Raw genomic sequence first — 22,982 nt, 5'->3', positions numbered from 1 at the left:
TTTGTCGAGCAGGTCCAGGTTCTGCTGGACCTCCGCCTGGGCGGCGGCCGGGATCGCGGGCAACCTGTCCTCGACGGTGGGGCAGGTGATCGTCTCGCCCGCCCGGGTGCTGTTGCCGCCGCTGCTGTCGGAGGCGTTGGAGGCCACGGCCGTGGCGACGCCGGCCGCCAGCATCACCACCGCGGCTCCACCGGCGATCAACATCCGCGGTGCTCGAACTCTGACCATGGCGCTTTCCTTTCGGCGGCGTTACCTGTCTGCGCCGGGTGGTACGCCGCCGCCGTGGGAGCGGTTCCAAGCCCATGACCAGCAGAAAGAGCCGGATAAAGGCCGACCTAAAGATCCGCCGGGGCGGATAACCGTTCGGACAGGGAAGCGCCTAAACCGGATTTCATCGACCGCTCAGCGTCCCCTCACGGAGCCGTCATAGACGCAGGCCAATTGACATAGTTTAAAGCTCCAACTTAATGTTCTGTGGCATGACCCGTCTCCACACCACCCTTCGCCGCATGCGTATGCGTGCCGGCCTGGTTGCGGGTGCCGCCCTGGCCATGCTGGCAGCGGCCACCTTCCTGACGGCGGTGAACGCCAACGCCGCGGCGGGATGCCAGGTGGTCTACACCAACGCCTCGCAATGGGGCGGCGGCTTCGTCGCCAACGTCTCCGTCACCAACCTCGGCGACCCCATCAACGGCTGGAACCTGCGCTGGACGTTCCCGTCCGGACAGGCTGTCACCAACGCGTGGAACGCCACCATCTCGCCGTCCAGTGGCACGGTCACCGCCACCAACATGTCCTACAACGCGTCCATCCCCACCAATGGGCGCGTGGAGTTCGGCTTCCAGGGATCGTTCAGCGGTAGCAACACGGTCCCGGCGTCGTTCACGCTGAACGGCACCGCCTGCACCGGGACCCTCAACCCCAGCAACCCGGGCAGCCCGTCCAGCCCGCGCCCGTCGAGCCCGTCTCCGTCGCAGTCGTCGTCGCAGCCGCCGACGCAGAACCCGCGCGCGGTCGTCGCCGCGATGCAGCCCGGCTGGAACCTCGGCAACACGTTCGACGCCACCGGCCAGGGCGAGACCTCCTGGGGCAACCCGGCGGTCACCACCGCACAGCTCGACGCCGTGAAGGCGGCCGGGTTCAAGAGCATCCGCATCCCCGGCACCTGGATGCAGTACCAGGGCGCGGGACCCAGCTGGACGATCGACGCCGCGCACCTCGCGCGCTACAAGGAGGTCGTCGACTGGGCGCTGGCCCGCGACCTCTACGTGATGATCAACGTCCACCACGACTCGTGGCAGTGGATCAACCAGATGCCGACCAACCAGGCCGGCGTGCTCGAGCGCTTCAACGCGACGTGGACCCAGCTCGCGAACACGTTCCGCAACTCGTCACCGAAGCTGCTCTTCGAGAGCAACAACGAGCCGCAGTTCGCCAACGGCTCCGGCGAGGCGCAGTACATCGAGCTGAACAACCAGCTCAACGCGTCGTTCCGGAACATCGTGCGCGCGTCGGGCGGCAACAACGCCACCCGGCTGCTCGTGCTGCCGACGCTGAACACCGGCAACGAACAGACCAAAGTGGACGGACTGGCGAGCGCGATGGCCTCGTACAACGACCCGAACCTGGTCGCCACGTTCCACTACTACGGGTACTGGCCGTTCTCGGTGAACGTCGCCGGCGGCTACCGCTTCGACGCCACCGTGCAGTCCGACCTCACCGGCGCGTTCGACCGCGTGGTCAACGCCTTCAACGCGCGCAACATCCCGGTGATCCTCGGCGAGTACGGCCTGCTCGGCTTCGACCGGCACACCGGCACGATCGAGCAGGGCGAGAAGCTGAAGTACTTCGAGTTCTTCGGCTACCACGCGCGCACCCGCGGCATCACCACGATGCTCTGGGACAACGGTCAGCACCTCAACCGGAACACGTTGCAGTGGAACGACAGCGAGCTGTTCAACCAGATCAGGTCGAGCTGGACGACCCGCTCCGGAAACGCGTCGAGCGACCAGGTCTACGTGTCGCGCACCGGCGCGGTCACCGCGAAGTCGTTGACGCTCAACCTGAACGGGCTGACGTTCACCGGGCTGTACCAGGGCTCCACCGCACTGGTACAGGGCACCGACTACACCGTCTCGGGCAGCACGCTCACGTTGACCCAGCCGGCCGTGACGCGGCTGGTCGGTTCGCGGGCGTACGGCGTCAACGCGACGCTGTCGGCCCGGTTCTCGGCCGGTGTGCCTTGGCGGATCGACGTCATCACGTTCGACCCGCCGGTGCTCACCAGCGCGTCGGGCACCACGGCGGCGTTCACGATCCCCACGCAGTTCCGGGGTGACCAGCTGGCCACGATGGAGGCGAAGTACTCCGACGGCTCGTTCGCCGGTCCGCACAACTGGACCTCGTTCAAGGAGTTCGACGTGACGTTCGCGCCGAACTACACCGGCAACACGATCGCGCTGAAGCCGGAGTTCTTCGCCGAGGTGACCGACGGCCGGGCGGTGACGCTGACGTTCCACTTCTGGAGCGGCACGCAGCTCACCTACACGGTGACGAAGTCGGGCAGCTCCGTCACCGGTACGGCGTAAGGAGGTCACACAGGTTCCATTGTGGACGGTGCCGGCGCCCCGGCACCGTCCACTGTGGTCCTCGGCCGGATGACCGACGCCGCGACGATCGCGGCAGCCACGCCTCCGACGACGCCGACGACCGACGTGGCGGCCATCGCGTCGACGAAGGCGTCCTTCGCCTGCCGCGCAAGGGATGGATCACCGGTGGCGAGCGCGCCGCCGATCGAGTTGCGGACCGGTTCGCTCGCGTCGGCCGGCATCGCCGACCGGTAGACGGCCGTGAGCACGCTGCCGAGCACGGCGACGCTGAGCGCGGCACCGACCTGCTGCACGGTGTCGTTGACGGCCGAGCCGACCCCGGCCCGGTCCGGCGGCAGCGCGCCGAGCAGCGTGCCGACCGCGGCGGGCGCCGCGATGCCGCTGCCCATGCCCATGAGGACCAGCGCCGACGCCAGCTTCAGGTAGCCGTCGTCGGGCGACAGCGTGGTGAGGACGGCGAACCCGGCGCCCATCAGCAGCAGCCCGCCGGCGACCGCGACCCGGGTGCCGAGCCGCTTGTCGACGACGACGCCGATCCCGTTGAACGCGACGGTGGTGACGAGCAGCGGGATGAACGCCAGCCCCGCCTTCATCGCCCCGTACCCGAGAACGAACTGCAGGTACTGGGTGAGCGCGAGCATCACGCCGCCGGCCGAGAACGACAGCAGCACGATCGACAGGCTGGCGCCGGCGAAGTTGCGGTTGCGGAACAGGCCCATCGGCAGCATGGGCTCCGGCGTACCGCGCTCCCACAGCGCGAACGCGGACAGGAACACCACGGCGACGGCGAACCCGCCGACGGTCTCCGGCGACGACCAGCCGTCCTTCGCGCTGGAGATGACTCCCCACACCAGCGCCGCCATGCCCACAGTGGACAGTAGGGCGCCGGCGAGGTCGGGCTTCGAGGCCGGGCCGCGCGACTCCGGGATGATCGCGAGCGCGGCGACGATGCCGAGGACCGCGATCGGGACGTTGAGCAGGAACACCGAGCCCCACCAGAAGTGCTCCAGCAGCAGGCCGCCGAGCGTGGGCCCGCCGAGCGCGCCGAGCATCAGCACGGAGCTCCAGACCGCGATGGCCTTCTTGCGTTCGGTGTCGTCGAACACGGTGGTGAGGATCGACAGCGTGCCCGGCATGAGGAACGCCGCGCCGACGCCCATCAGGCCGCGGACCACGATCAGCTGACCCGGCGTCTGGCAGATCGTCGCGAGCACGCTCGCGCCGCCGAACACCGCGAGACCGACGACGAGGCCCAGCCGGCGGCCGTGCCGGTCGGACAGGCTGCCGGCGGTGAGCAGCAGGCCGGCGAACACCAGGATGTAGGAGTCGATGATCCACTGGATGTCCGACTGGCTGGCGCCCAGGTCACGGATCAGCGCGGGGATCGCGATGTTGAGCACCATGTTGTCGATGACCGCCACGAGCATGGTCAGGCAGAGCACCGCGAGGATCAGCCACCGGCGGGGATGGGGCACGGCTTTCTCCGTTCTCTTCTCGCACAGCGTTCGAGAAATCTCGCACACCGTACCAGCAGTCTCGAACAGTGTGCGAGGGCCGGTAGGATGGTCCCGTGAGCTCGTTCACCAACTCGGTCTGGCTGCGGCCGCCGCGGTCACCCCGGGGCGGCGACAAGCCCACGCTGAGCCGCGAGCAGATCGTGCGCGCCGCGATCGAGATCCTCGACGCCGAGGGCACCGCCGGGCTGAGCATGCGACGGCTGGGCACCCGGCTCGGCGCCGGCGCCACGTCGCTGTACTGGTACGTCGCCCACAAGGACGAACTGCTGGAGCTGGCCGTCGACGAGGTGTTCGGCGAGGTCTACGTCCCCGAGGTCGGCGACACCAGTTGGCGGATCGGGGCGTCGGTGCTGTGCACGGGCATGCGGGCGGCGCTGGTTCGCCACCCGTGGGCGCTCGGGCAGCTCGGGTCGCGCCCGAACCTGGGTCCGAACGCGATGCGCATGGGCGACCGCACCGTCGCGATCCTGGAGGCGGCCGGGTTCCGCGGGCTGGAGGTCAGCCACGCGAGCGCGATGCTGATGTCGCACGCGATCGGCGCGGCCACGGCGACCTCGGCCGCCGCCACGGTGGCGACCGAGTCGGGCCAGCCGCTCGGCGAGTTGCTGGACTCCGTGCGTCCCCATCTCGAGGAAATCTCCCGCGACCACCCGAACTACCGCCGGTGGTGGGCGGAGGTCTCCTCGTCGGTGAAGCCCGACGAGATCTTCGAGGAGGGCTTCCGGTTCGGCCTCGACCGCATCCTCGACGGCCTCGACCTCTGGCTGAAGACACGCCCCTGACCCCGTTCGTACATATGATCTAACTGCGGTATCGTGCGCGGATGACCATGGCTGGGGAGCGGCCCCGCCTCACCGCCCGGCAGCGGCAGGTGCTCGGCATCGTCCGGACCTGGTGGCACGAGCACGGTTACGCACCGACGGTGCGTGAGATCGGCGCGGCGGCCGGGCTCAGGTCCACCTCGTCGGTGGCCCATCAGTTGGACGCGCTGGAGCAGGTCGGCGAGCTGACGCTGGGCCGCGGGGGTCCGCGCCCCGCCGTGCCCGAGGAGCCGCAGGTCACCGTCCCGCTGCTCGGCACGATCGCGGCGGGCTCGCCGATCCCGGCCAACGAGGACCCGGAGGACCAGCTGCGCCTCCCGCTGAGCCTGGTCGGCCACGGCGTCCTCTTCGCGCTGCGCGTACGCGGCGACTCGATGGTCGACGCCGCCATCTGCGACGGCGACGTGGTCGTCGTGCGCCAGCAGGAGGTGGCCGACAACGGCGACATCGTCGCCGCGACGATCGACGGCGAGGCGACGGTCAAGGTCTACCGCCGCACCCGCGACGGCCGCACCGAACTGGTGCCCCGCAACCCGCTCTACCACCCCATCCCCGCCGACGACGCCGTCATCCTGGGCAAGGTCGTGAGCGTGCTCCGCCGCCTGTGAGCCGCCCGGACATGCCGAAGGCCCGGCCTGTCGGCCGGGCCTTCGCGGCGGATCACTCGTCGTCGTCGGACTTCGACGGGGTCTGCGACAGCGCGCTACCCGCCGCGGTCTTCTCCTCCTGCGTGGCGTTCGGGTCGCGCAGGACGTCGCTGGCGGCCGTGGCCGCTTCGTCGCTGGTCTGCCGGGTGTTGTCCGTCATGGGGCCGCTCCTTCGGTGGGCTCGGTTGCGTACTCCCATCCAGAGTGCCCAGTTCGCCCCCGTCTCAATCAGCCCGCTCGATTCCGCACGGGTCACGCCGGTGGGGCGTGGTCGACCGGGGACGGGGCGGTCGGGGTCGTCACGGGGTCGGCCTCGTCCGGGGGTGGGGCGTCGTGGGCGATGTGGCGCATTTCGCGCCACAGCAGCAGGACGAACACCAGCGACCCGCCGAAGCCGAACCAGAACGGGGCCGTCACGCCCCAGTGCGTGGCCAGCACCCCGCCGATCGCCGAGCCCACCACCAGGCCGCCGTACACGCAGATGCCGTTGACGCTGCCGACCCGCCCCTGCAGGTGCGACGGCACGGCGCGCTGGCGGATCGTGATCGACGTCGTGCCCCAGATGAACGCGTGCGCACCGAACAGGAAGAAGATCACGCCGGCCACCACGGGTGACCGCGTGAGGGCCAGGCCCAGGTGGGTGAGCGTCTCCAGGATCAGGCCGGCGCGCATCACGTTCCCCAGGCTCACCCGCCTCGTGATCCAGCCGTACAGCGCCGTGCCGAGCAGACCGCCGAGCGCGCCCACGGTGGTCATCACGCCGTAGCCGATGTCGCCCATGCCCAACTGGCGCTGGGTGTAGAGCACGAGCACCGACCAGGCGGCGCCGAACGTGAAGTTGAAGATCAGAATCGTGAGGACCAGCGTGCGGACCGCGGCGTGGCGCATCGTCCAGCGGACGCCCTCGATCACGTCGCGCAGCACGCTGTGGCGCACGACGTCACCCCGCTCGTTCACCGGGAGCCGCACCCGCGCGATCAGCAGCACCCCGGCGGTGACCAGCACGGCCTGCGTGACGAACGGCCAGGTGCGACCGACGGCGAACAGCACCGCGCCGACCGACGGGCCGGCCAACTGGTTCATCGTGATGAACCCGGTCTGCAGGCGGGCGTTGGCGACCACGAGGTCGTCGCGGTGGACCAGCGTCGGGGTGAGCGTCTGGGTGGAGTTGTCGGCGAACACCTCGGCGGTGGCCAGCAGCCCGACCGCGGCCAGCGCGACACCGACGGAGATCGTGCCGGTGGCCATCGTGGCGACCAGGCCGGCCAGGATCACCGCCCGGCTACCGTCGGCGACGACCACCAGCGTGCGCCGGTTGAGCCGGTCGGTGAGGGCGCCCGCCCAGAGGCCGAAGACCAGCGGCGGCGCCCACCCCAGCAGGGCCGCCATCGAGACCAGGAACGGGTCGGACGTCAGCGACGCGACGAGCAGCGGACCCGCGGCGACCGCGATCCCGTCGCCGAGGTTCGTGGTCCAGGACGAGGCGAGGAGCCAACGGAACGGTTTCCCGAGTCGGGCGGGGACCACGGTCTCGCTGATTCTGCGCACAAAGATGGCAGCCTACGACGGACGCCGGTCGCGGCGCACCGCATTTAACGGCGCACCGGATCTAACTGCGACCCGCCCGGCGCGCGTGCGCGTGCCGCAGCAGGCGGTCGACGACGTCCGCCGACCGCGCTCCCGGGTTCACCACGCTCGCCCAGCTCTGCGTCGCGTACACCGGGTGCGGCACCGGCTCGTCGAACCGCGCGAAGTCGATGCCGTCGCGCCGGCCCCTGATCTCCTCGGGACCGTAGCCGAACAGCCGCCGGAACTCCTCGCGCCCGAGGTCGAGGTTGAGCCGGTACACGCCGACCCGGTCGAGCCGCGACTCCTGGTCGAAGTCGGGGATGTCGTGGCCGACGATCGTGGCGAACGGATGCCGGCGCCCGCTGCCCACGAAGAAGAACCAGTCGTCCCAGCCGACCTCGGGCACGCCCTGTCCCGGTCCCGACCGATGGCTCTCCACGCCGGGCAGCCGGCGGATCCGGTCGGCGAGCTCCCTCGCCGCGGCCGGGAACAGGTCGATGTGCCAGATCGCGTCGGCGTGCTCCACCGTCTCGGCGTCGAGCGGAAAGTAGCCCTGCTCCGGGGTCACGTCGGTCCGGGTGGTCCCGTCCGTCGCGCCGTCGGCCGCGACCTCGAACAGGGGACCGTGACCGGCGTGCGCGCCGAGCCGGCCCTCGAACGTCTCCGGCGCGGGCGGTGCGAGCCCGAGCGCGGCGCTGGACCCGAGGCTGCCGACGATCACCTTGTACCGGTCGCCGAGCTGCGACGAGACGATCGCGCCGGCGCTGCGCCATTCGAGGTCCATTCCGGCGAGGTGCCAGCGGCTGGGGTGGCGCTGCAGGTGCCGGTTGTGTGCCGCGACGAGCATCGGTCCGTTGCCGCGGAGATCGAGCAGGTTGCGCGCCATCAACGCGTCGCGGACCGCGAGCATGCGCGACGTGCGTACGGCGTCGGGCGCCGGGTCGGCGGCGACCGCGTGGTACCGCAGGAGCCCGAGGGCGGCGACGCCGTGCACGTAGGCCCGGTACCAGCCGTCGACGTCGACCGTGTGGAGGGCGGTCAGCAGGTCGTCGGCGAGCACCCGCAGCCGCTGCGCCTCCGGCGACCGGCCGACCGAGTGGGCGGCGTCGAGCTGGGCCCGCGGGTCCGACCACCTCCGGTCGTCGCCTACGAGGCGGTCGAGGTCGTCGGCCAGGGGTGGACGCAGGTCCGCCGGCAGGCTGTCACGCAGGACGCGCAGGTACGGGCCGGGGCTGGCGGCGTGCGTCAGCTCGATCGGCGCGTCGAAGCCGTGGAACGTGAGCGGGTCGTCGGTCGACCGGTTGTGGGTGCGCATCCACTCGGCGAGCTGGCGTTCCCGTCCTTCCGGCGGCTCGTCCGACCGGCCCTGCACGTAGTCGTCGACGGCGAGCGCCGCGACGCGGTCGTACTCCACGGCGATCGACCGGAACCCGCGCCGGACGAGCCGCTTGAACAGTTCGTCGCGGGCGCGCGGGAAGGCCGGCTCACCGTGGGTCGGCTCGCCGAAGGCGAGCAGGTCCACGTCCTCGCCGAACGCGAGCGGGTCAACACCGTCGAAGTCCATGACTTCGACCGTATCTTTGAACCTCCCTGTGAAACTTCGCCGCCGATCAGCCCGGAGGGATGACCGTGAACCCTCAAAGGGACGCCAACCACCGCCGCCCAGCCGACCTGGCCGCGGCCCACGGGATCTCCGCGCAGACGGTACGCAACTACGAACAGGCCGGCATGATCCCACCGGCCGGACGGACACCGAACGGCTACCGCGTGTACACGGCGGTGCACGCCGCCGCCCTGGACGCCTTCGTCGCCCTGATACCGGGCTTCGGCCACACCACGGCCGGCGAGATCATGCGGGCCGTCAACCGCGGCGACCGCGACTCCGCGTTCCCGCTCATCGACGGCGCCCACGCCCAGCTCCAGGCCGACCGGGCCACCCTCGACGCGGTGGAACCGGCCATCCGCGACCTCGTACCGCCGCCCGATCCGGACGGCCCCGACCGCCCGGTGCCCATCGGGGCCGTCGCCCACCGCCTGGGCCTGACGCCGGCGACCCTGCGCAAGTGGGAACGGGCCGGCATCCTCCGGCCCCACCGCGACCGGGGCACCCACCACCGCGTCTACCGCTCGACCGACCTCCGCGACGCCGACCTGGCCCACCTCCTGCGCCGGGGCGGCTACCCGCTGGCCCACATCGCCACGGTGCTCGACCAGACCCGCCGGGCCGGCGGCGCCGGGGCCCTGGCCGCTTCGCTGGCCGACTGGCGCAACCGCCTGTCGGCCCGGGCCCGGGCCATGCTCACCGGCGCCGCCCACCTGGACGCCTACCTCCGCGTGCTCGACGCCTGACGTCAACCGCCTGCCATGGCTCCCACCACGAGCAACGGCTCCTTGCCCGCCGCCACCTCGTCGGGCAGCGACGCGTCGGGGGACTCGTTCGACAGGTCCTCCTCGCACGCGAAGAACCGGATGAACGCCCGCCGCTGGCCGGTCTGCCGGTCGCGCAGGGTGCCCCGGAGCATCGGGTAGGCCTCCTCGAGCGCGTCGAGGACCCGGCGCTGGGTGACCGGCTCGCCCACGTCGAGGGACACCTCGCCGGTCACCTTGGCCAGGTTCTTCAGGTGGGCCGGCAGCACGACGCGGATCACGGCAGCACCTGCACCTCGACGGACAGCACCGCGGGCAGGTCGCGGACGATCGCGCGCCACGTATCGCCGCCGTCGGGCGAGCAGTAGACCTGCCCGCCGGTGGTGCCGAAGTAGATGCCGCAGTCGTCGAGGGTGTCGACGGCCATGGCGTCGCGCAGGACGTTGACGTAGCAGTTCTCCTGGGGCAGCCCGGTGGTCAGCGGCTCCCACTCCTCGCCACCGACCCGGCTGCGGTAGACGCGCAGCTTCGCGTCGGGCACGTAGTGCTCCGAGTCGCTCTTGATCGGGATGACGTAGACGGTGTCGGGCTCGTGCGCGTGGACGGCGATCGGGAACCCGAAGTCGCTGGGCAGGTTGCCGCTGATCTCGCGCCACTGGCCACCGGCGTCGTCGGTGCGCAGCACGTCCCAGTGCTTCTGCATGAAGAGCACGTCGGGGCGCGAGGGGTGCATGGCCAGCCGGTGCACGCAGTGGCCGACCTCGGCGTCCTCGTCGGGGATGCCGCCGGAGCGCAGCCCCTTGTTGATCGGCAGCCAGGACGCGCCGCCGTCGTCGCTGCGGAACGCGCCCGCCGCGGAGATCGCGACGTAGATGCGCTGCGGGTTCACCGGGTCGAGGATGATCGTGTGCAGGCACATGCCGCCCGCGCCCGGCTGCCAGGTGGGCGCCGACGGGTGGGTGCGCAGCGCCGTGAGCTCCTCCCACTTGCCGCCGCCGTCGGTGGACCGGTACAGCGCCGCGTCCTCCGCACCGGCGTAGACGGTGTCGGGGTCGTCGCGGGACGGTTCGAGGTGCCAGATGCGCTTGAACTCGAACGGCCGGGGCGTGCCGTCGTACCAGAGGTGCTCGCCGACGTCGCCCCGGTACGTGAAGTCGTTGCCGACCGGGTTCCACGTTTCGCCGCCGTCGTCGGAGCGCTGGATCACCTGCCCGAACCAGCCCGACGACTGCGACGCCCACAGCCGGTTCGGGTCGGCGGCCGACCCGTTCACGTGGTAGATCTCCCAGCCGCCGAAGTGCGGCCCGCTGACCTGCCAGTCTTCCCGCTTTCCGTCGGCGGTGAGGATGAACGCTCCCTTGCGCGTCCCCACCAGCACCCGTACACCGGTCATCAGACACCTCCAGAGTCCAGGGGCATCGTCGCGCAGACCTGTGACACTTCCCAGACCCGAACCACCCGTTAGGGTCCCTTCGTGTCAGTTCTCGATCAGGTCGCGCGACGCATACCCGTTCCTGACAATGACGTTTTCACCAGGGTCGGAATCGACGGGCCGGACGCATCGGGGAAGACTTTTTTCGCCGACGCGCTCGCCGCGACCCTCCAAGAAGCGGGACGGCCGGTTCTGCGGGTGTCCGTCGACGACTTCCACCACGTGCGCAGCTCCCGGTACCAGCTGGGTCGCGACTCCGCCAGGGGCTGCTGGCTGCACTCGTTCAACTACGAGCGGCTCTGGGAGGACGTGCTCGACCCGCTGGGGCCCCACGGCTCGGGAATGGTCAGCCCGAAGGCGCACGACCTGGCCACCGACAGTGTCCTCGCGCCGGAGCCGGTCGCCGCGCCACCCGGCGCGGTGCTGATCGTCGACGGCCTCTTCCTGCACCGCGACGAGCTGCGCGCGGCCTGGGACCTCACCGTCTTCCTCGACGTGCCGTTCACCGAGACCGCGCGGCGCATGGCCGTGCGTGACCGCATCCTCGATCCGCGGAAGTACGTCGACGCGCAGCGGATCTACTTCGCGGCCTGCGCGCCCCACGACCGCGCCACGATCCTGATCGACAACACCGATCCCCGAACGCCCCGAATTGTGCGCGCGTAGCGGTTACATTGGCCGCCATGGGTTTGCTGTGGCGGATGCCGGGCGCGGCCGAGCCGCCCGCGCGCCTGTCCGGCGTCACGGTGGCCGAGGTCGCCGAGGCGCTGGAGGCGCCACCGCACCTGCAGCTGCGCCTGCGGGTCGACAAGGACGTACTCGCGATCTTCTCGGTCACCGCGGGCCTGCGCTCACCGGCCGTGCTGCTCTACCGGCACGACGACTCGTTCGTGTGGCTGGTCGCGGTCGCCAAACCGCAGACAGCGGCCGAGTTCGAGACCTGGCTCGGCCGGCGGTGCGCGGCCTGAGCTAGCGTCGACGGGTGATCGTCGTGCATGGGCTGGTCACCGCAGGTGGGCGGCTCGCCTGCTGGGCGGAGGGTGCGCCGGCCGGTCCGGTCGGTCGGCGGCGCAGCGTCCGCCGGGCCGAGCCGCATCCGTTCGGGGTCGCGCCACCGGTGGAGGGCACGGCGGGCAGCGTCGTGCTCGAGCTTCCGTCGATCGGCTCGGCGCCCGTCCCCTCTCCGGAACAGGAGACGGGCCGCGCCGCCCGCGGCGTGGCGCGCTTGCTGCCGTGGGTGGTGCCGGTGGTCACCCTTGCCGCGGACGCCGATCTCGAGTCGCTGGTTTCCGAGGTCGACGGGGTGCGCGCCGGCAGTTCGGTCGGGTGGCTCTCCGACGTCGTGTGGCTGGCCGGCGACCTGGTACGGCGCGGCCGCGTGCTGCCGGGGATCACCGGTGCCGCCGAGGCGCGTTGGCGGGCCGTGCTCACCGGTCACGACGCGCACCGGTTCGAGTCGCTGCACCGGTCCATGCCGGGCGTGGCCCGGGCCGCGACCCCCGGCGTGTCCGCCGCGGAGGCGGCGCGGGCCGCGCTCGACGGGGCCGTCGACGCCATGGTCCGCGCCAAGCTTCCGGGCCCCTTGCTGGAGCACCGCGGCGACGGGGTGGTGCACGCCTGGCTGGCCGCGCTCACCGGTCCCGACGCGACGATCTCCCGCGACCGCGCCGAGCTGGACGACCTGCGCGAGCGCCTCGACCGCTGGGCCGACGGCGCCCGCCCGGCACCGCTGCGCACCTGCTTCCGGTTGAGCTTCGTCGACGAGTTCCCCGACACCGAGCGGAGCGGCTGGCTGCTCGAGTTCCTGCTGCAGCCGGCCGACGAGCCGGGCCTGCTCGTGCCGGCCGCCGAGGTGTGGCGCGACGCGGCGTCGCCGCTGATGCGGTGGGCCGACTACCCGCAGGAGGTGCTGCTCGCCGACCTCGGCCGGGCCAGCCGGCTGTACCCGGACCTCACCGACGTGCTGCGGTCCTCGCCGCGCCCGGTGGAGCTGCGGCTCGACACCGCCGGCGCGTACCGGTTCCTCACCCACGCGACGGTGCTGTCGGAGGCCGGGTTCGGGGTGCTGCTGCCGGCGCGGTGGCAGCGGCGGCAGGAGCTCGGGCTCACCTTGACGGTCCACAGTGGACAGCCGGCGCGGCCGGTGCTCCGCGACACCACCGCGAGCCGCGACGCCGTCGTGCGGTTCCGGTGGGGGCTGGCGCTCGGCGGTGAGTACCTCAGCGAGGCCGACCTGACGGAGCTGGCCCGCGCCAAGGTGCCCCTGGTACGGCTGCGCGGGCGGTGGGTGCACCTCGATCCCGCCCGCCTGCGACAGGGCCTCGCGTTCCTGGCCCGCGGCGGGTCCGGTGAGATGACCGCCGGCGAGGCGATGCGGCTCACCCGGCTCTTCCCCGAAACGGACCTGCCGTTGCCGGTGTCCTCTGTGGACGGTGAGGGCTGGCTCGCCGACCTGTTGACCGGCCGCGCGCCGGGCACCCTCGAACTCGTCGACCCGCCGCCGTCGTTCACCGGCGACCTGCGACCGTACCAGCGGGCCGGCCTGTCGTGGCTCGCCTTCCTCGACACGCTCGGCCTCGGCGCGCTGCTCGCCGACGACATGGGGCTGGGCAAGACCGTCCAGGTTCTCGCACTGGAGGCGCTGCGCCGACACGGGGAGCGGCGGCCGTCGACGCTGATCGTGTGCCCGCTGTCGGTCCTCGGCAACTGGCGTCGCGAGATCGGGCGCTTCACGCCGTCCCTCACGGTCTCCGTCCATCATGGAGCGACCCGGACGCCGCACCCGCGTACGGACCTCGTGCTGACCACGTACCAGGTGGCGGCGCGCGACGCCGACGTGCTCGCCGCGACGGAGTGGGACCGCATCGTGCTCGACGAGGCGCAGCACGTGAAGAACGCGACCGGCATGACGGCGCGGGCGCTGCGACGGATCCCCGCGCGGCACCGGGTGGCGCTCACCGGCACGCCCGTGGAGAACCGGCTCACCGAGCTGTGGTCGATCGCCGACTTCCTCAACCCCGGAATCCTGGGTGAGGCGAGCATTTTCCGGGCCCGGTACTCGGTACCGGTCGAGCGCTTCGCCGACGCCGACGCGGCGGCGCGGCTGCGCCGCGCCACCCGGCCGTTCCTGCTGCGCCGGGTGAAGACCGACAAGGACGTCATCGCCGACCTGCCGCGGAAGCTGGAGCGGCGGCAGTGGTGCACGCTGACCACCGAGCAGGCGTCGCTGTACCAGGCGGTGGTGAACGAACTGCTGCAGAAGATGCGCGAACGCAACGCGGGCGCCCGGCACAAGGGGCTCGTGCTGTCGGCGATCACCAAGCTGAAGCAGGTGTGCAACCATCCGGCGCACCTGCTCGGCGACGGCACCCCGCTGGCGGGCCGGTCGGGCAAGCTCGACCGGCTCGAGGAGATCCTCGGCAACGCGCTCGCCGACGGCGACCGGGCGCTGGTGTTCACGCAGTACGCGCGCTTCGGCGCGATGCTGGCGCCCTACCTGACCGGGCGGCTGGGTCTACCCGTGCCGTTCCTGCACGGCGGTCTGGCCCGCGGGGCCCGCGAGACGCTGGTGCGCGGCTTCCAGGCGCTCGACGGTCCCGGCGTGATGCTCCTGTCGGTGAAGGCCGGCGGCACCGGGCTGAACCTCACCGCCGCCAACCATGTCGTGCACCTCGACCGCTGGTGGAACCCGGCGGTCGAGTCGCAGGCCACCGACCGGGCGTACCGCATCGGGCAGGACCGCGACGTGCAGGTGCACACGTTCGTGTGCATCGGCACCGTGGAGGAGCGCATCGACACGGTGATGTCGGAGAAGAGGGCGATGGCGGGGCTGGCGGTCGGCAGCGAGCACGGTTGGCTGGCCGGACTGTCCACAGAGGACATCGCCGACATGGTGGCCCTGTCGCCGGAGGCGACCGTGGTGGCCTTGTCGCCGGAGGCGACTGTCGGGCACAGTGCCGGAGGCCGTTGGTGAGTAGCTGGTCGGAGCAGTTCCTGGGGATGCTCGAGTCGCTGCGGATGCCCACGGTGTTCGGGCAGGGACGCCGCCACGTGCGGGCGGGGCAGGTGCGGTCGCTGAGCATCTCCACGAGCGTGGTCACCGGGCTCGTCGTCGACGACGAGGGAACGACGCACCGCGCCCGGATCGGCGTGCGGGCCTACTCCGCGGCCGACTGGCGGCGCATCGAGCGGGCGCTGGCCGCCGAGGCCCTCCACGCCGCCCGCCTGCTCGCCGGCGACCTGCCCGAGGACCTCGACCGGATCCTGGCCGGGTTCGGGCTGTCGCTGTTCCCCACCGACCTCAGCGAGATCGCGCTGGAGTGCTCGTGTCCCGGATGGGTGCGGCCGTGCCCGCACCTGGCCGCTACCGCCTACGCGCTCGCCGAGTCGTTCGACGCCGACCCGTTCGGGATCCTGGCCTGGCGCGGCCGCGGCCGCACCGAGCTGCTGGACAACCTGCGTGAGCTGCGGGCCGCGCCCGCTCCGTCGCCCGCGGAGCCGGCGCCGCCGCCGTCGGTCGCGGACTTCTGGACGGCCGGGCCACGCCTGGAGCCGCCGCTGGACCAGGTGCCCGGCAGCGTCCGCCGGCCCGACGCGTTGCTGGAACAGCTGGAGCCGCTCGGGGTGAGCGCCGGCCGCTTCGAGGTCGCCGACGTGCTCTCGGCGGCCTACCACCGGTTGTGAGCGTCAGCCCGGGATGCGGGCGTCAGCCCGGGATGTGCGCGGCGATGTGCTGCCGGGCGTGCGGGCACGTGTCGAACGGCTCCGGGCAGGCCAGGCCGTGCTCGATGAGCTCCTTGGCCGCGGCCGCCCGGTCGATGCGCTCCTGGAGCGCGGCGAGGTGCCGGTGCAGCAGGTCGGTGTGCCTGCGCGGGTCGCCGCCGTCGAGCAGGGTGCGCAGGTCACCGAGCTCGAACCCGGCTTCCTTGCCGATCAGGATCATCGCGACCCGGGTCACGTCGCTCTCGGTGTAGCGGCGCTGGCCGCCGGCTACCCGGCGCGGGGCGAGCAGCCCTTTGCTCTCCCAGTGCCGCAGCACGTGGGTGGCCAGCCCGAACCGGTCGGCCAGCTCGCCGATCGTCAGCCCGCTTGACTTCATCCGCACATTAACCGGCACCGTGCGGGCATGAGCAAGCTCCTCGACCACTTCCTGGTCCGCGCCACGGTGGCCGCGGTCGACCACGTCACGCCACGGATGCGCCGGATCCGCCTGACCGGCCCGACCAACCTGTCGTGGACGCCGGGCCAACACGTGCGCGTCCACGTCGGCGATCTGCGCCTACGCAGCTACTCCATCTGGGCCCACCGGGCGGGCGCCCTGGACCTCTGCGTACTCGACCACCCCGGCGACGGTCCCGGCGCCCGCTGGGCGCGCGACGTGCGTCCCGGACAGCCCGTGTCGTTCACCCGCCCCCAGGGCCGGCTGGTCCCCCGCGAGGCCCCGTACCACCTCCTCGTCGGCGACGAGACGGCCGGTGTCGCGTTCGGCGCGATCCTGCGCGCCCTCCCTCCGGCCGTCCCCACGTTCACCCTGATCGAGGTCGACGACCCGAGCGACCGGCTGGACCTGCCCGGCGAGGTCCACTGGGTGCCGCGACCGGGCCTGCTGGCCGGCCTGTCGACCCTGGACCTGCCCGCGGAACCGGGCGTGGCGTACGTCGCGGGCGAGGCGCGCGCGTGCCAGGCCGTCCGCCGGCACCTGGTCACCGACCGAGGCTGGCCGAGGACCGCCGTGGTGGTCAAGCCATTCTGGACCCCCGGCCGCCGCGGCCTCGACTAGCCACCGCCCTCCGTACGCGGCGATCTTGGACAGATCTACATCGAATACGGTGCACAACAGTCCAAGATCGGATCTCATCGGGCGTGGGCAACTGGAGCTGGCACGGGCCCACACGCCTCAGAGCGGGCCGTGGGTCATGGTGGCGCCGTTGGCGTGCAGGTGCGGGTGGATCAACGCGGCGTACTCCGGGGCGGCGTGGATCTCGACGACGCGGTCGGTGAGGTCGCCGGCCAGCATGCGCAGCCGCGCCACCACCCAGGCGCCCCAGGCCCGCTGGTACCAGCCCGGCGTGTCGGGGAGGTGGCGCTCGTACGGCACCAGCCACTCGTCGGGCCGCACGAGGCCGTGCTCGGCCGAGACGATGTACCACGGCCGTCCGCTCTCCTCGGCGTAGTGCCTCATGCGCAGGAAGTCCGGCGAGACGTACAGGTCGCGCGCGGCACGCGGGCCGTCGGCCTTCTCGTAGACGCAGGTCACCAGCAACAGATCGAAGGACACCACTCGGTCAGTGTGCCAGGGCGCTCACCGGGTGCAGGCCGTCACCGTCGTCCGCGGGTCGAGGGCCGGGTCGACGCCGGCCATCGCGGGCGTGGTGAGCAGCAGGTTGCCGTCCTTGTAGACCTCGAACCGGATCGTCACCGGAGCGGAGGTTCCCGGAGCGTCGCCGTCGTCCTCCAGCGGAGGCCGCAACTGCCGCTCGGCCCAGAAGATCGTCCAGAGGGTCTCGTCGTTGTAGGCGGTACCGGCCGCCGTGCCGTACCCGTTGATCAGCATCCTGACGTCGTCCGACGGCCGTGCGTACAGGCCGACGTAGAGGAGCCGGTTCGGGGCGAGGGCGAGCTCGACGTTGACGAACTTCCTGGAGTAGGTCTGCGTGGGCAGCAGGATGTCGGCGGTCACGTCCCGGGTCACGGAGAACTCGTGCCGCAGGGTGACGACGTCCGTCGCCTCGTCGCGCAGTTCCACCACGAGCGTCGGCCGCTCCAGCGTGCCGGCCAGGCCCACCCGGACACGCTCGTTCGGGGTCGCCGCCGTCAGCTGGGTGTCGGTCGGCTCCCCGAGCCAGGGCGCCGGCATCGGAGCGATCGACGGGACGCACGACGGCGCCGGACGGGCCGGCGCCTCGGTGCCGGCGGAGCCGCGCGCGAGCACGGCCACCGGCACCGCGAGCGCCACCACGAGCGCCGCGACCCCGGCGCGCAGGGCGGTGCGTCGCGCGCGCACGCGCCGGGCGCGGCGGCGGATCCCGTCGACGGGCAGGTCGAGGTGCAGGCCGGCCGTCTCGTCGGCGAACGCCCGCCGGAGGTCGTCGAGGTCTCGCATCACGCCTCCTGCTCCCGGGTCGGCACGACCGGCGCCAGGTCGGTGAGTTCGGGGTCGAGCCGGAGCCTGCCGAGCGCCCGGGCGTTGGCGCTCTTGACGGTGCCGACCGAAATGCCCAGCTCAGCGGCGGTCTCCCGTTCGGTGAGGTCGACGAAGTACCGCAGCACCACCACGGCGCGCCCGCGACGGGTCAGCCGGCGAAGCGACCGGGCGACGCTGTCGCGGTGGACGATCTCACCGGCCGGGTCGCCGGCGCCGCCGCGGTCGGGTGGACGGTCGGTGACCACCTCGCGGCGGCGCAGGCTGATCCGCCACCAGTCGGTGTGCAGGTTGACGAGGGTGCGGCGGGCGTAGCCGTAGGCGTCACCGTCGCGCAGGCGCGGCCAGGCCAGGTAGACGCGGCAAGCGCCTCGGCCACCAGGTCCTCGGCGCGGGCCAGGTCACCGGAGGTGAGCAGGCAGGCGACCCGGTACAGCCGGTGCGCGCAGCCGCGCACGAAGTCCTCGAAGGTCTCCCCCATCGACCACCCTCCCGCTGGCGCGTCCCTCCCCATACGGCGCGCGGGGGTCGAAAGGTTCTGTCGGATCTACAACGGGACCGTGAGCTGCGCCTGGATGTGGGCGCGGACCGGGTCGACCATGTCGGTGCGGCGGTCGTCGAGCAGCCACTGGATCTGCAGCCCGTCCATGAGCGCGACGAGGTGACGGGCCGCCGCGGCCGGGTCGACGTCGGGGCGCAGCGCACCGGCGTCGCGGGCGGCGAGGTAGGCACGCTCGACGCCGGCCAGCGTGCGCCGGTACCGCTCGACGAAGAACGCGTGCGCCGGATGGTCGGACGCGGTCGCCTCGGCCGAGAGCACGGTGAACAGTTCGACGACGCCGCGCCGGTCGGCGTTGAGCCGCACCAGGTCGACCAGGCGGCCCAGCGCGCCGGTGCCGGTGGACCCGGCGAACAGCTCGCCGTCGACCTCGTCGCGGTGCGCGAGGACCGCGAGCAGCAGCGCCTCCTTCGTCGGGAAGTGGTGCAGCAGCCCGGGGTGCGAGATGCCGCTCCGGGTGGCGATCTCGCGCAGGGACGCGGCGCGGTAGCCGACCTCGCCGAACAGCGCGATGGCATGGTCGAGGATCTCGCGCCGCTTCGCGCGGCCCTTGGCGTAACCGCCTCTGGCACCCATGTCGAGACTCCCCGGCGAATACTTACCAGGTGGTTGGAATTGAGGTTACAGTGTGCGGATGCTCGATACGGTCGCCCCCTCGATCCTGCGTCGGGCCCGGGTGGCGACCTCGATCCTGTTCGCCGTCCACGGCGTCGTCATGGCCTCGTTCGCCGCGCGGCTGCCCTGGGTCGCCGACCACGTCGGCGTCGGCGCGGGCGGGCTCGGGGTGGCGCTGCTGATGCCCGGGTTCGGGGCGATCGTCGCGATGCCGCTGTCGGCCCGGCTCACCCACCGGTACGACCTGCGCTCGCTCACGCGGGTCCTGATCGTGCTGTGGTGCGCCGCGCTGCTGATGCCCGGCTGGCCGACCAGCCTGCCCGTGCTCTGTGCGGTACTGCTCGTCTACGGCGCCAGCGCCGGGCTCGCCGACGTCGCCATGAACGCCCACGCCGTCGTCGTGGAGGACCGGTACGGCCGGTCGATCATGTCGGGGTTCCACGGCTGGTGGAGCATCGGCGGGCTGGTCGGCGCCGGTCTCGCCGCCATCGCCGCGCGTACCGACATGGACGCGCGCATCCACTTCACGACCGTGTCGGTCGGCTTGACCGGGGTCGCGCTCCTCGCGTCCCGATGGCTCATTCCGCACCGGCAGGAGGAGACGGCCGACGCCCCGCCGGCGTTCGCGCTGCCGACGAAGGAGGCGCTGCCGATCGGGCTCGTCGGGCTGTGCGCGGTGTTCGCCGAGGGTGCCGGCGTCGACTGGTCGGCGGTCTTCGTGCGTGACGTGCTCGACCACCCGGCCAGCACCGCGGCCGCGACCGTCGCCGTGTTCTCGGTGAGCATGGCCGCGGCCCGGTTCGCCGGCGACGCCGTGGTGCGCCGCTTCGGCCCGGTGGCCACCGTGCGCGTGGCGGCCCTGCTGGCGACCGCCGGCGCGCTCGCCGTGGTGCTGTCGACCCGGATCGCGGTGGTGGTCGCCGGGTTCGCGCTCGTCGGGATCGGGATCGCCGTGGTGGTGCCGCTGGCGTTCGCCGCCGCCGGCCGCGTCGGTGACAACCCGGGCCGCAGCCTCGCCGCGGTCGCCGGGATCGCCTACGGCGCCGGGCTGATCGCACCCGGGGTGATCGGGGGGATCGCGCACCTGTCGTCGCTGACCGTATCGTTCATCGTCGTCGTGATCGTGACCGCGCTGATGGGACTCGGCGCGCGCACGCTGCGTCCCGCGTCCGCGAAATAGAGGAGACCGACCGTGACCGAGCACTTGTGCGAGGGCACCAGCCAGCAGAGCCCGCCCGCTCACGGCGGGTCGACACGAAGTGGCGACCCGGCATGACCGACCCGCGCTACCTCGACCCCGACGCGGCTGTCGCCGACCGGGTGGCCGACCTCCTCTCCCGGATGACGCTGCCGGAGAAGGTCGGCCAGATGCTGCAACTGCCGGCGCATCAGGGCCTGCGGCAGCTCGTCGAGGAGATGCACGTCGGTTCGATCCTGCACACGCCGCCGTCGGCGCTGGCGGAAGCGGCGTCGCTGGTGGCACAGACGCGGCTGCGGATCCCGTTGCTGGTAGCCGAGGACTGCATCCACGGGCACTCGTTCTGGCGCGGTGCAACGATTTTCCCGACCCAGCTCGGCATGGCCGCGTCCTGGGACCCGTCGCTCGCGGAGCGCGTCGCCCGCGTGACGGCGGTCGAAGCGGCGGCCACCGGCATCCACTGGACGTTCTCGCCCGTGCTGTGCATCGCCCGCGACCTCCGGTGGGGACGGGTCAGCGAGACGTTCGGCGAGGACCCGTTCCTGCTCGGCGAGTTCGCGTCGGCGATGGTGCGCGGCTACCAGGGCGACGGACCGGCCTCGGGGCCGGCGTCGCCTGGACTGAGGAGCGCAGGGAGCGAAGCGACCGAAGCGACGAGGGAAGGTGACGCCCCCGAAGGCCCCGAGGCCCGCGTGAGCGGAGCGAGCGCCCAAAAATGGGGTCCCACCGCGATTCTGGCCTGTGCCAAGCACTTCGCCGGCTACTCCGAGACGCAGGGCGGGCGCGACGCGAGCGAGGCCGACATCTCGCGGCGCAAGCTGCGGTCGTGGTTCCTGCCGCCGTTCGAACGCGTGGCGCGCGAGGGCTGCCGCACGTTCATGCTCGGCTACCAGTCGATGGACGGCGTGCCGATCACCGTGAACTCGTGGCTGCTCGACGAGGTGCTGCGCGGCGAGTGGGGCTACACCGGCACGCTGGTGACCGACTGGGACAACGTCGGCCGGATGGTGTGGCAGCAACGGGTCTACGCCGACCACACCGAGGCGGCCGCCGCCGCGGTCAAGGCCGGCAACGACATGGTGATGACGACGCCGCAGTTCTTCGAGGGCGCGCAGGACGCGGTCGCCAAGGGGCTGCTCCGGGAGCAGGATCTCGACGCCGCGGTGGCACGGATCCTCACGCTGAAGTTCGAGCTCGGCCTCTTCGAGGACCCGCGCACACCGCGCGACACCGCGGTGATCGGCTCGGCGCCGCACCTGGAGCTGGCCCTGGAGGTGGCACGGAGGTCGTTGGTACTGCTGCGGAACGACGGAACGCTTCCGCTGCCGGCCGACGGCGCGAGGACGATCGCGGTGATCGGTCCGAACGCCGACGACGCGCAGACCCAGCTCGGCGACTGGGCCGGCTCGTCGGGACAGGCCGACTGGCTCACCGACGGCCAGCCGCGCGAGATGATCGAGACGGTGCTCGACGGGTTCCGCGCCCTCGTCCCTCCATCGTGGACCGTCCACCATGAACGCGGCGCCGACATCCTCACGGTGGGTACCGACCCGGAGGGGACGCATTTCCCCGACGGACAGCCGCGGCCCGAGGTCGTGATCCCGTCGCCGCCGTCCGCCGAGCTGATCGCCGCCGCGGTCGGTGCCGCGTCGGCGGCCGACTACGTGGTCGCCGTCGTCGGTGACCGGATCGAGCTGATCGGCGAGGGCCGCTCGACGGCGACGCTGGAGCTCGTCGGCGGCCAGATCGCGCTGCTCGACGCGCTCGCGGCGACGGGCACGCCGCTCGTCGTGGTGGTCATCGCGTCGAAGCCGTTGGTGCTGCCGCCGTCGGCCATGAACGCGGCCGCGATCGTCTACGCGTTCAACCCCGGTATGCGGGGCGGCCGCGCGGTCGCGGAACTGGCGCTGGGCCTCATCGAGCCGGCCGGCCGGTTGCCGATCTCGTTCGCGCGCCACGCCGGGCAGCTGCCGGTCTACTACAACCAGATTCCCGGCCAGCACGGCACCCGCTACGCCGACCTGACCCAGACCCCGGCGTTCGCCTTCGGCGACGGCCTGTCGTACACGACCGTCGGGTACAGCGACCTGCGGGTGACCACGCCGGTCGTCTCGCCCGACGGCACGGTGCGGGCGTCGGTGACCGTGGCGAACACCGGCGACCGGCCGGCCATCGAGACCGTGCAGGTCTACCTCCGCGACGTGGTGACGTCGGTGACGTGGGCCGAGAAGGAGCTGAAGGCCTACCGCCAGGTGACCGTCGACCCCGGCGCGACGGTGACCGTGCCGATCGAGCTCCCGGCCTCAGAGTGCACGCTCGTCGACGCCCAGGGTCGGCGGATCGTCGAGCCGGGCGACTTCGACCTCCTGGTCGGCCCGTCCTCCCGGGACGAGGTCCTGCTGACCGCCCGCTTCACGGTCACCACGTAGCCTTCCCCCGCGCCGATCGCGGCGAGATCGGCGGCGGTGCGGCTCGCGGGAGCGCGTTGTCGCGCCATTCTAAAGATG

At 72.1% G+C, this 22,982-nt stretch carries 22 protein-coding genes and 1 pseudogene; 11 read left to right on the top strand and 12 right to left on the bottom strand.

Features of this window, described 5'->3' with window-relative positions; genetic code table 11:
- Positions 1–228 (bottom strand): annotated as a pseudogene (locus Voc01_RS15235) (hypothetical protein); the annotation flags it as partial.
- Between the two features lie 281 nt (positions 229–509).
- On the opposite strand from Voc01_RS15235, the gene Voc01_RS15230 reads away from it, so the two are divergent.
- Positions 510–2,588: a cellulase family glycosylhydrolase gene (locus Voc01_RS15230; RefSeq protein ID WP_203928060.1), complete on the top strand. Its 2,079-nt coding sequence runs from the start codon at positions 510–512 to the stop codon at positions 2,586–2,588.
- Between the two features lie 5 nt (positions 2,589–2,593).
- Here the strand turns inward: Voc01_RS15230 and Voc01_RS15225 are convergent, their stop codons facing one another.
- Positions 2,594–4,084: an MFS transporter gene (locus Voc01_RS15225; RefSeq protein ID WP_203928059.1), complete on the bottom strand. Its 1,491-nt coding sequence runs from the start codon at positions 4,082–4,084 to the stop codon at positions 2,594–2,596.
- A 95-nt stretch (positions 4,085–4,179) separates the two neighbouring features.
- On the opposite strand from Voc01_RS15225, the gene Voc01_RS15220 reads away from it, so the two are divergent.
- Both Voc01_RS15220 and lexA read left to right on the top strand, forming a co-directional pair.
- The gene (locus Voc01_RS15220; protein WP_203928058.1) at positions 4,180–4,908 is read left to right on the top strand and encodes a TetR/AcrR family transcriptional regulator; all 729 of its coding nucleotides are present in this window, start codon (positions 4,180–4,182) and stop codon (positions 4,906–4,908) included.
- 47 nt (positions 4,909–4,955) lie between these two features.
- A complete protein-coding gene (gene lexA, locus Voc01_RS15215; RefSeq protein ID WP_373873822.1) occupies positions 4,956–5,555 on the top strand; it encodes a transcriptional repressor LexA in 600 nt (199 codons plus the stop codon).
- A 52-nt stretch (positions 5,556–5,607) separates the two neighbouring features.
- Here the strand turns inward: lexA and Voc01_RS15210 are convergent, their stop codons facing one another.
- The 3 genes from Voc01_RS15210 to Voc01_RS15200 form a co-directional block, all read right to left on the bottom strand.
- Positions 5,608–5,754 (bottom strand): hypothetical protein, encoded by a 147-nt coding sequence (locus tag Voc01_RS15210; protein ID WP_203928056.1) that lies wholly within the window; start codon positions 5,752–5,754, stop codon positions 5,608–5,610.
- A 92-nt stretch (positions 5,755–5,846) separates the two neighbouring features.
- Positions 5,847–7,142 (bottom strand): MFS transporter, encoded by a 1,296-nt coding sequence (locus Voc01_RS15205; RefSeq protein WP_203928055.1) that lies wholly within the window; start codon positions 7,140–7,142, stop codon positions 5,847–5,849.
- 61 nt (positions 7,143–7,203) lie between these two features.
- Positions 7,204–8,727 carry a DUF6194 family protein gene (locus Voc01_RS15200; protein WP_203928054.1) on the bottom strand — a complete coding sequence of 508 codons (1,524 nt, stop codon included), beginning with the start codon at positions 8,725–8,727 and terminating at the stop codon, positions 7,204–7,206.
- 65 nt (positions 8,728–8,792) lie between these two features.
- Between Voc01_RS15200 and Voc01_RS15195 the strand changes: the two genes are divergently transcribed.
- Complete coding sequence (locus tag Voc01_RS15195; protein ID WP_239160211.1) at positions 8,793–9,512, top strand: MerR family DNA-binding transcriptional regulator; 720 nt, start codon at positions 8,793–8,795, stop codon at positions 9,510–9,512.
- Positions 9,513–9,514: 2 nt separating this feature from the next.
- Here Voc01_RS15195 and Voc01_RS15190 read toward each other — a convergent pair whose 3' ends face one another.
- Both Voc01_RS15190 and Voc01_RS15185 read right to left on the bottom strand, forming a co-directional pair.
- On the bottom strand, positions 9,515–9,811 hold the full coding sequence (locus tag Voc01_RS15190) for a MoaD/ThiS family protein (protein ID WP_203928052.1): 297 nt from the start codon (positions 9,809–9,811) through the stop codon (positions 9,515–9,517).
- Positions 9,808–10,923: a WD40/YVTN/BNR-like repeat-containing protein gene (locus tag Voc01_RS15185; RefSeq protein ID WP_203928051.1), complete on the bottom strand. Its 1,116-nt coding sequence runs from the start codon at positions 10,921–10,923 to the stop codon at positions 9,808–9,810. The genes Voc01_RS15190 and Voc01_RS15185 overlap by 4 nt, the downstream gene beginning before the upstream one ends.
- A gap of 237 nt (positions 10,924–11,160) precedes the next feature.
- On the opposite strand from Voc01_RS15185, the gene Voc01_RS15180 reads away from it, so the two are divergent.
- The 4 genes from Voc01_RS15180 to Voc01_RS15165 are packed head-to-tail and all read left to right on the top strand — an operon-like array spanning position 11,161 to position 15,645.
- Complete coding sequence (locus Voc01_RS15180) at positions 11,161–11,628, top strand: nucleoside/nucleotide kinase family protein (RefSeq protein WP_239160210.1); 468 nt, start codon at positions 11,161–11,163, stop codon at positions 11,626–11,628.
- A gap of 17 nt (positions 11,629–11,645) precedes the next feature.
- The gene (locus Voc01_RS15175) at positions 11,646–11,930 is read left to right on the top strand and encodes a hypothetical protein (RefSeq protein WP_203928050.1); all 285 of its coding nucleotides are present in this window, start codon (positions 11,646–11,648) and stop codon (positions 11,928–11,930) included.
- A gap of 14 nt (positions 11,931–11,944) precedes the next feature.
- Positions 11,945–14,935 carry a DEAD/DEAH box helicase gene (locus tag Voc01_RS15170; protein ID WP_203928049.1) on the top strand — a complete coding sequence of 997 codons (2,991 nt, stop codon included), beginning with the start codon at positions 11,945–11,947 and terminating at the stop codon, positions 14,933–14,935.
- Positions 14,932–15,645 (top strand): SWIM zinc finger family protein, encoded by a 714-nt coding sequence (locus Voc01_RS15165; protein WP_239160209.1) that lies wholly within the window; start codon positions 14,932–14,934, stop codon positions 15,643–15,645. Before Voc01_RS15170 ends, Voc01_RS15165 begins: the two co-directional genes overlap by 4 nt.
- A 22-nt stretch (positions 15,646–15,667) precedes the next feature.
- On the opposite strand, the gene Voc01_RS15160 is transcribed toward Voc01_RS15165, so the two are convergent.
- Positions 15,668–16,060: a MerR family transcriptional regulator gene (locus Voc01_RS15160; RefSeq protein ID WP_203928048.1), complete on the bottom strand. Its 393-nt coding sequence runs from the start codon at positions 16,058–16,060 to the stop codon at positions 15,668–15,670.
- 27 nt (positions 16,061–16,087) lie between these two features.
- Here Voc01_RS15160 and Voc01_RS15155 point away from each other — a divergent pair, with 27 nt between their 5' ends.
- Positions 16,088–16,741, top strand: a complete 654-nt coding sequence (locus tag Voc01_RS15155; RefSeq protein WP_203928047.1) for a siderophore-interacting protein — start codon at positions 16,088–16,090, stop codon at positions 16,739–16,741.
- Between the two features lie 117 nt (positions 16,742–16,858).
- Here the strand turns inward: Voc01_RS15155 and Voc01_RS15150 are convergent, their stop codons facing one another.
- From Voc01_RS15150 to Voc01_RS15135, 4 genes are all read right to left on the bottom strand, one after another.
- The gene (locus Voc01_RS15150) at positions 16,859–17,242 is read right to left on the bottom strand and encodes a DUF6884 domain-containing protein (protein WP_203928046.1); all 384 of its coding nucleotides are present in this window, start codon (positions 17,240–17,242) and stop codon (positions 16,859–16,861) included.
- Between the two features lie 21 nt (positions 17,243–17,263).
- Positions 17,264–18,064 (bottom strand): hypothetical protein, encoded by an 801-nt coding sequence (locus tag Voc01_RS15145; RefSeq protein ID WP_203928045.1) that lies wholly within the window; start codon positions 18,062–18,064, stop codon positions 17,264–17,266.
- Entirely contained in the window at positions 18,064–18,351 is a 288-nt protein-coding gene (locus tag Voc01_RS53065; RefSeq protein ID WP_239160208.1) for a sigma factor-like helix-turn-helix DNA-binding protein, read from the bottom strand. The genes Voc01_RS15145 and Voc01_RS53065 overlap by 1 nt, the downstream gene beginning before the upstream one ends.
- Before the next feature lie 299 nt (positions 18,352–18,650).
- Entirely contained in the window at positions 18,651–19,238 is a 588-nt protein-coding gene (locus Voc01_RS15135) for a TetR/AcrR family transcriptional regulator (protein ID WP_203928044.1), read from the bottom strand.
- Positions 19,239–19,296: 58 nt separating this feature from the next.
- Between Voc01_RS15135 and Voc01_RS15130 the strand changes: the two genes are divergently transcribed.
- A complete protein-coding gene (locus tag Voc01_RS15130; RefSeq protein ID WP_203928043.1) occupies positions 19,297–20,457 on the top strand; it encodes an MFS transporter in 1,161 nt (386 codons plus the stop codon).
- A gap of 92 nt (positions 20,458–20,549) precedes the next feature.
- Entirely contained in the window at positions 20,550–22,904 is a 2,355-nt protein-coding gene (locus tag Voc01_RS15125) for a glycoside hydrolase family 3 N-terminal domain-containing protein (protein WP_203928042.1), read from the top strand.
- Positions 22,905–22,982 lie beyond the last annotated feature (78 nt).

The sequence above is a fragment of the Virgisporangium ochraceum genome, from assembly GCF_016863655.1.
GTDB classification, from domain to species: Bacteria; Actinomycetota; Actinomycetes; order Mycobacteriales; family Micromonosporaceae; genus Virgisporangium; species Virgisporangium ochraceum.
Note: the sequence above shows the minus strand (reverse complement) of the source record. Positions and strands in the feature narration are given on the sequence as shown.

What these genes read in the sequence shown, in the direction of transcription:
- Voc01_RS15230 (WP_203928060.1), top strand. Translation starts at nt 510, where the DNA reads ATGCGTATGCGTGCCGGCCTGGTTGCGGGTGCCGCCCTGGCCATGCTG.
- Voc01_RS15145 (WP_203928045.1), bottom strand. Translation starts at nt 18,064, where the DNA reads ATGCGAGACCTCGACGACCTCCGGCGGGCGTTCGCCGACGAGACGGCC.
- Voc01_RS15175 (WP_203928050.1), top strand. Translation starts at nt 11,646, where the DNA reads ATGGGTTTGCTGTGGCGGATGCCGGGCGCGGCCGAGCCGCCCGCGCGC.
- Voc01_RS15200 (WP_203928054.1), bottom strand. Translation starts at nt 8,727, where the DNA reads ATGGACTTCGACGGTGTTGACCCGCTCGCGTTCGGCGAGGACGTGGAC.
- Voc01_RS15130 (WP_203928043.1), top strand. Translation starts at nt 19,297, where the DNA reads ATGCTCGATACGGTCGCCCCCTCGATCCTGCGTCGGGCCCGGGTGGCG.
- Voc01_RS15185 (WP_203928051.1), bottom strand. Translation starts at nt 10,923, where the DNA reads ATGACCGGTGTACGGGTGCTGGTGGGGACGCGCAAGGGAGCGTTCATC.
- Voc01_RS15125 (WP_203928042.1), top strand. Translation starts at nt 20,550, where the DNA reads ATGACCGACCCGCGCTACCTCGACCCCGACGCGGCTGTCGCCGACCGG.
- lexA (WP_373873822.1), top strand. Translation starts at nt 4,956, where the DNA reads ATGGCTGGGGAGCGGCCCCGCCTCACCGCCCGGCAGCGGCAGGTGCTC.
- Voc01_RS15160 (WP_203928048.1), bottom strand. Translation starts at nt 16,060, where the DNA reads ATGAAGTCAAGCGGGCTGACGATCGGCGAGCTGGCCGACCGGTTCGGG.
- Voc01_RS15155 (WP_203928047.1), top strand. Translation starts at nt 16,088, where the DNA reads ATGAGCAAGCTCCTCGACCACTTCCTGGTCCGCGCCACGGTGGCCGCG.
- Voc01_RS15210 (WP_203928056.1), bottom strand. Translation starts at nt 5,754, where the DNA reads ATGACGGACAACACCCGGCAGACCAGCGACGAAGCGGCCACGGCCGCC.
- Voc01_RS15135 (WP_203928044.1), bottom strand. Translation starts at nt 19,238, where the DNA reads ATGGGTGCCAGAGGCGGTTACGCCAAGGGCCGCGCGAAGCGGCGCGAG.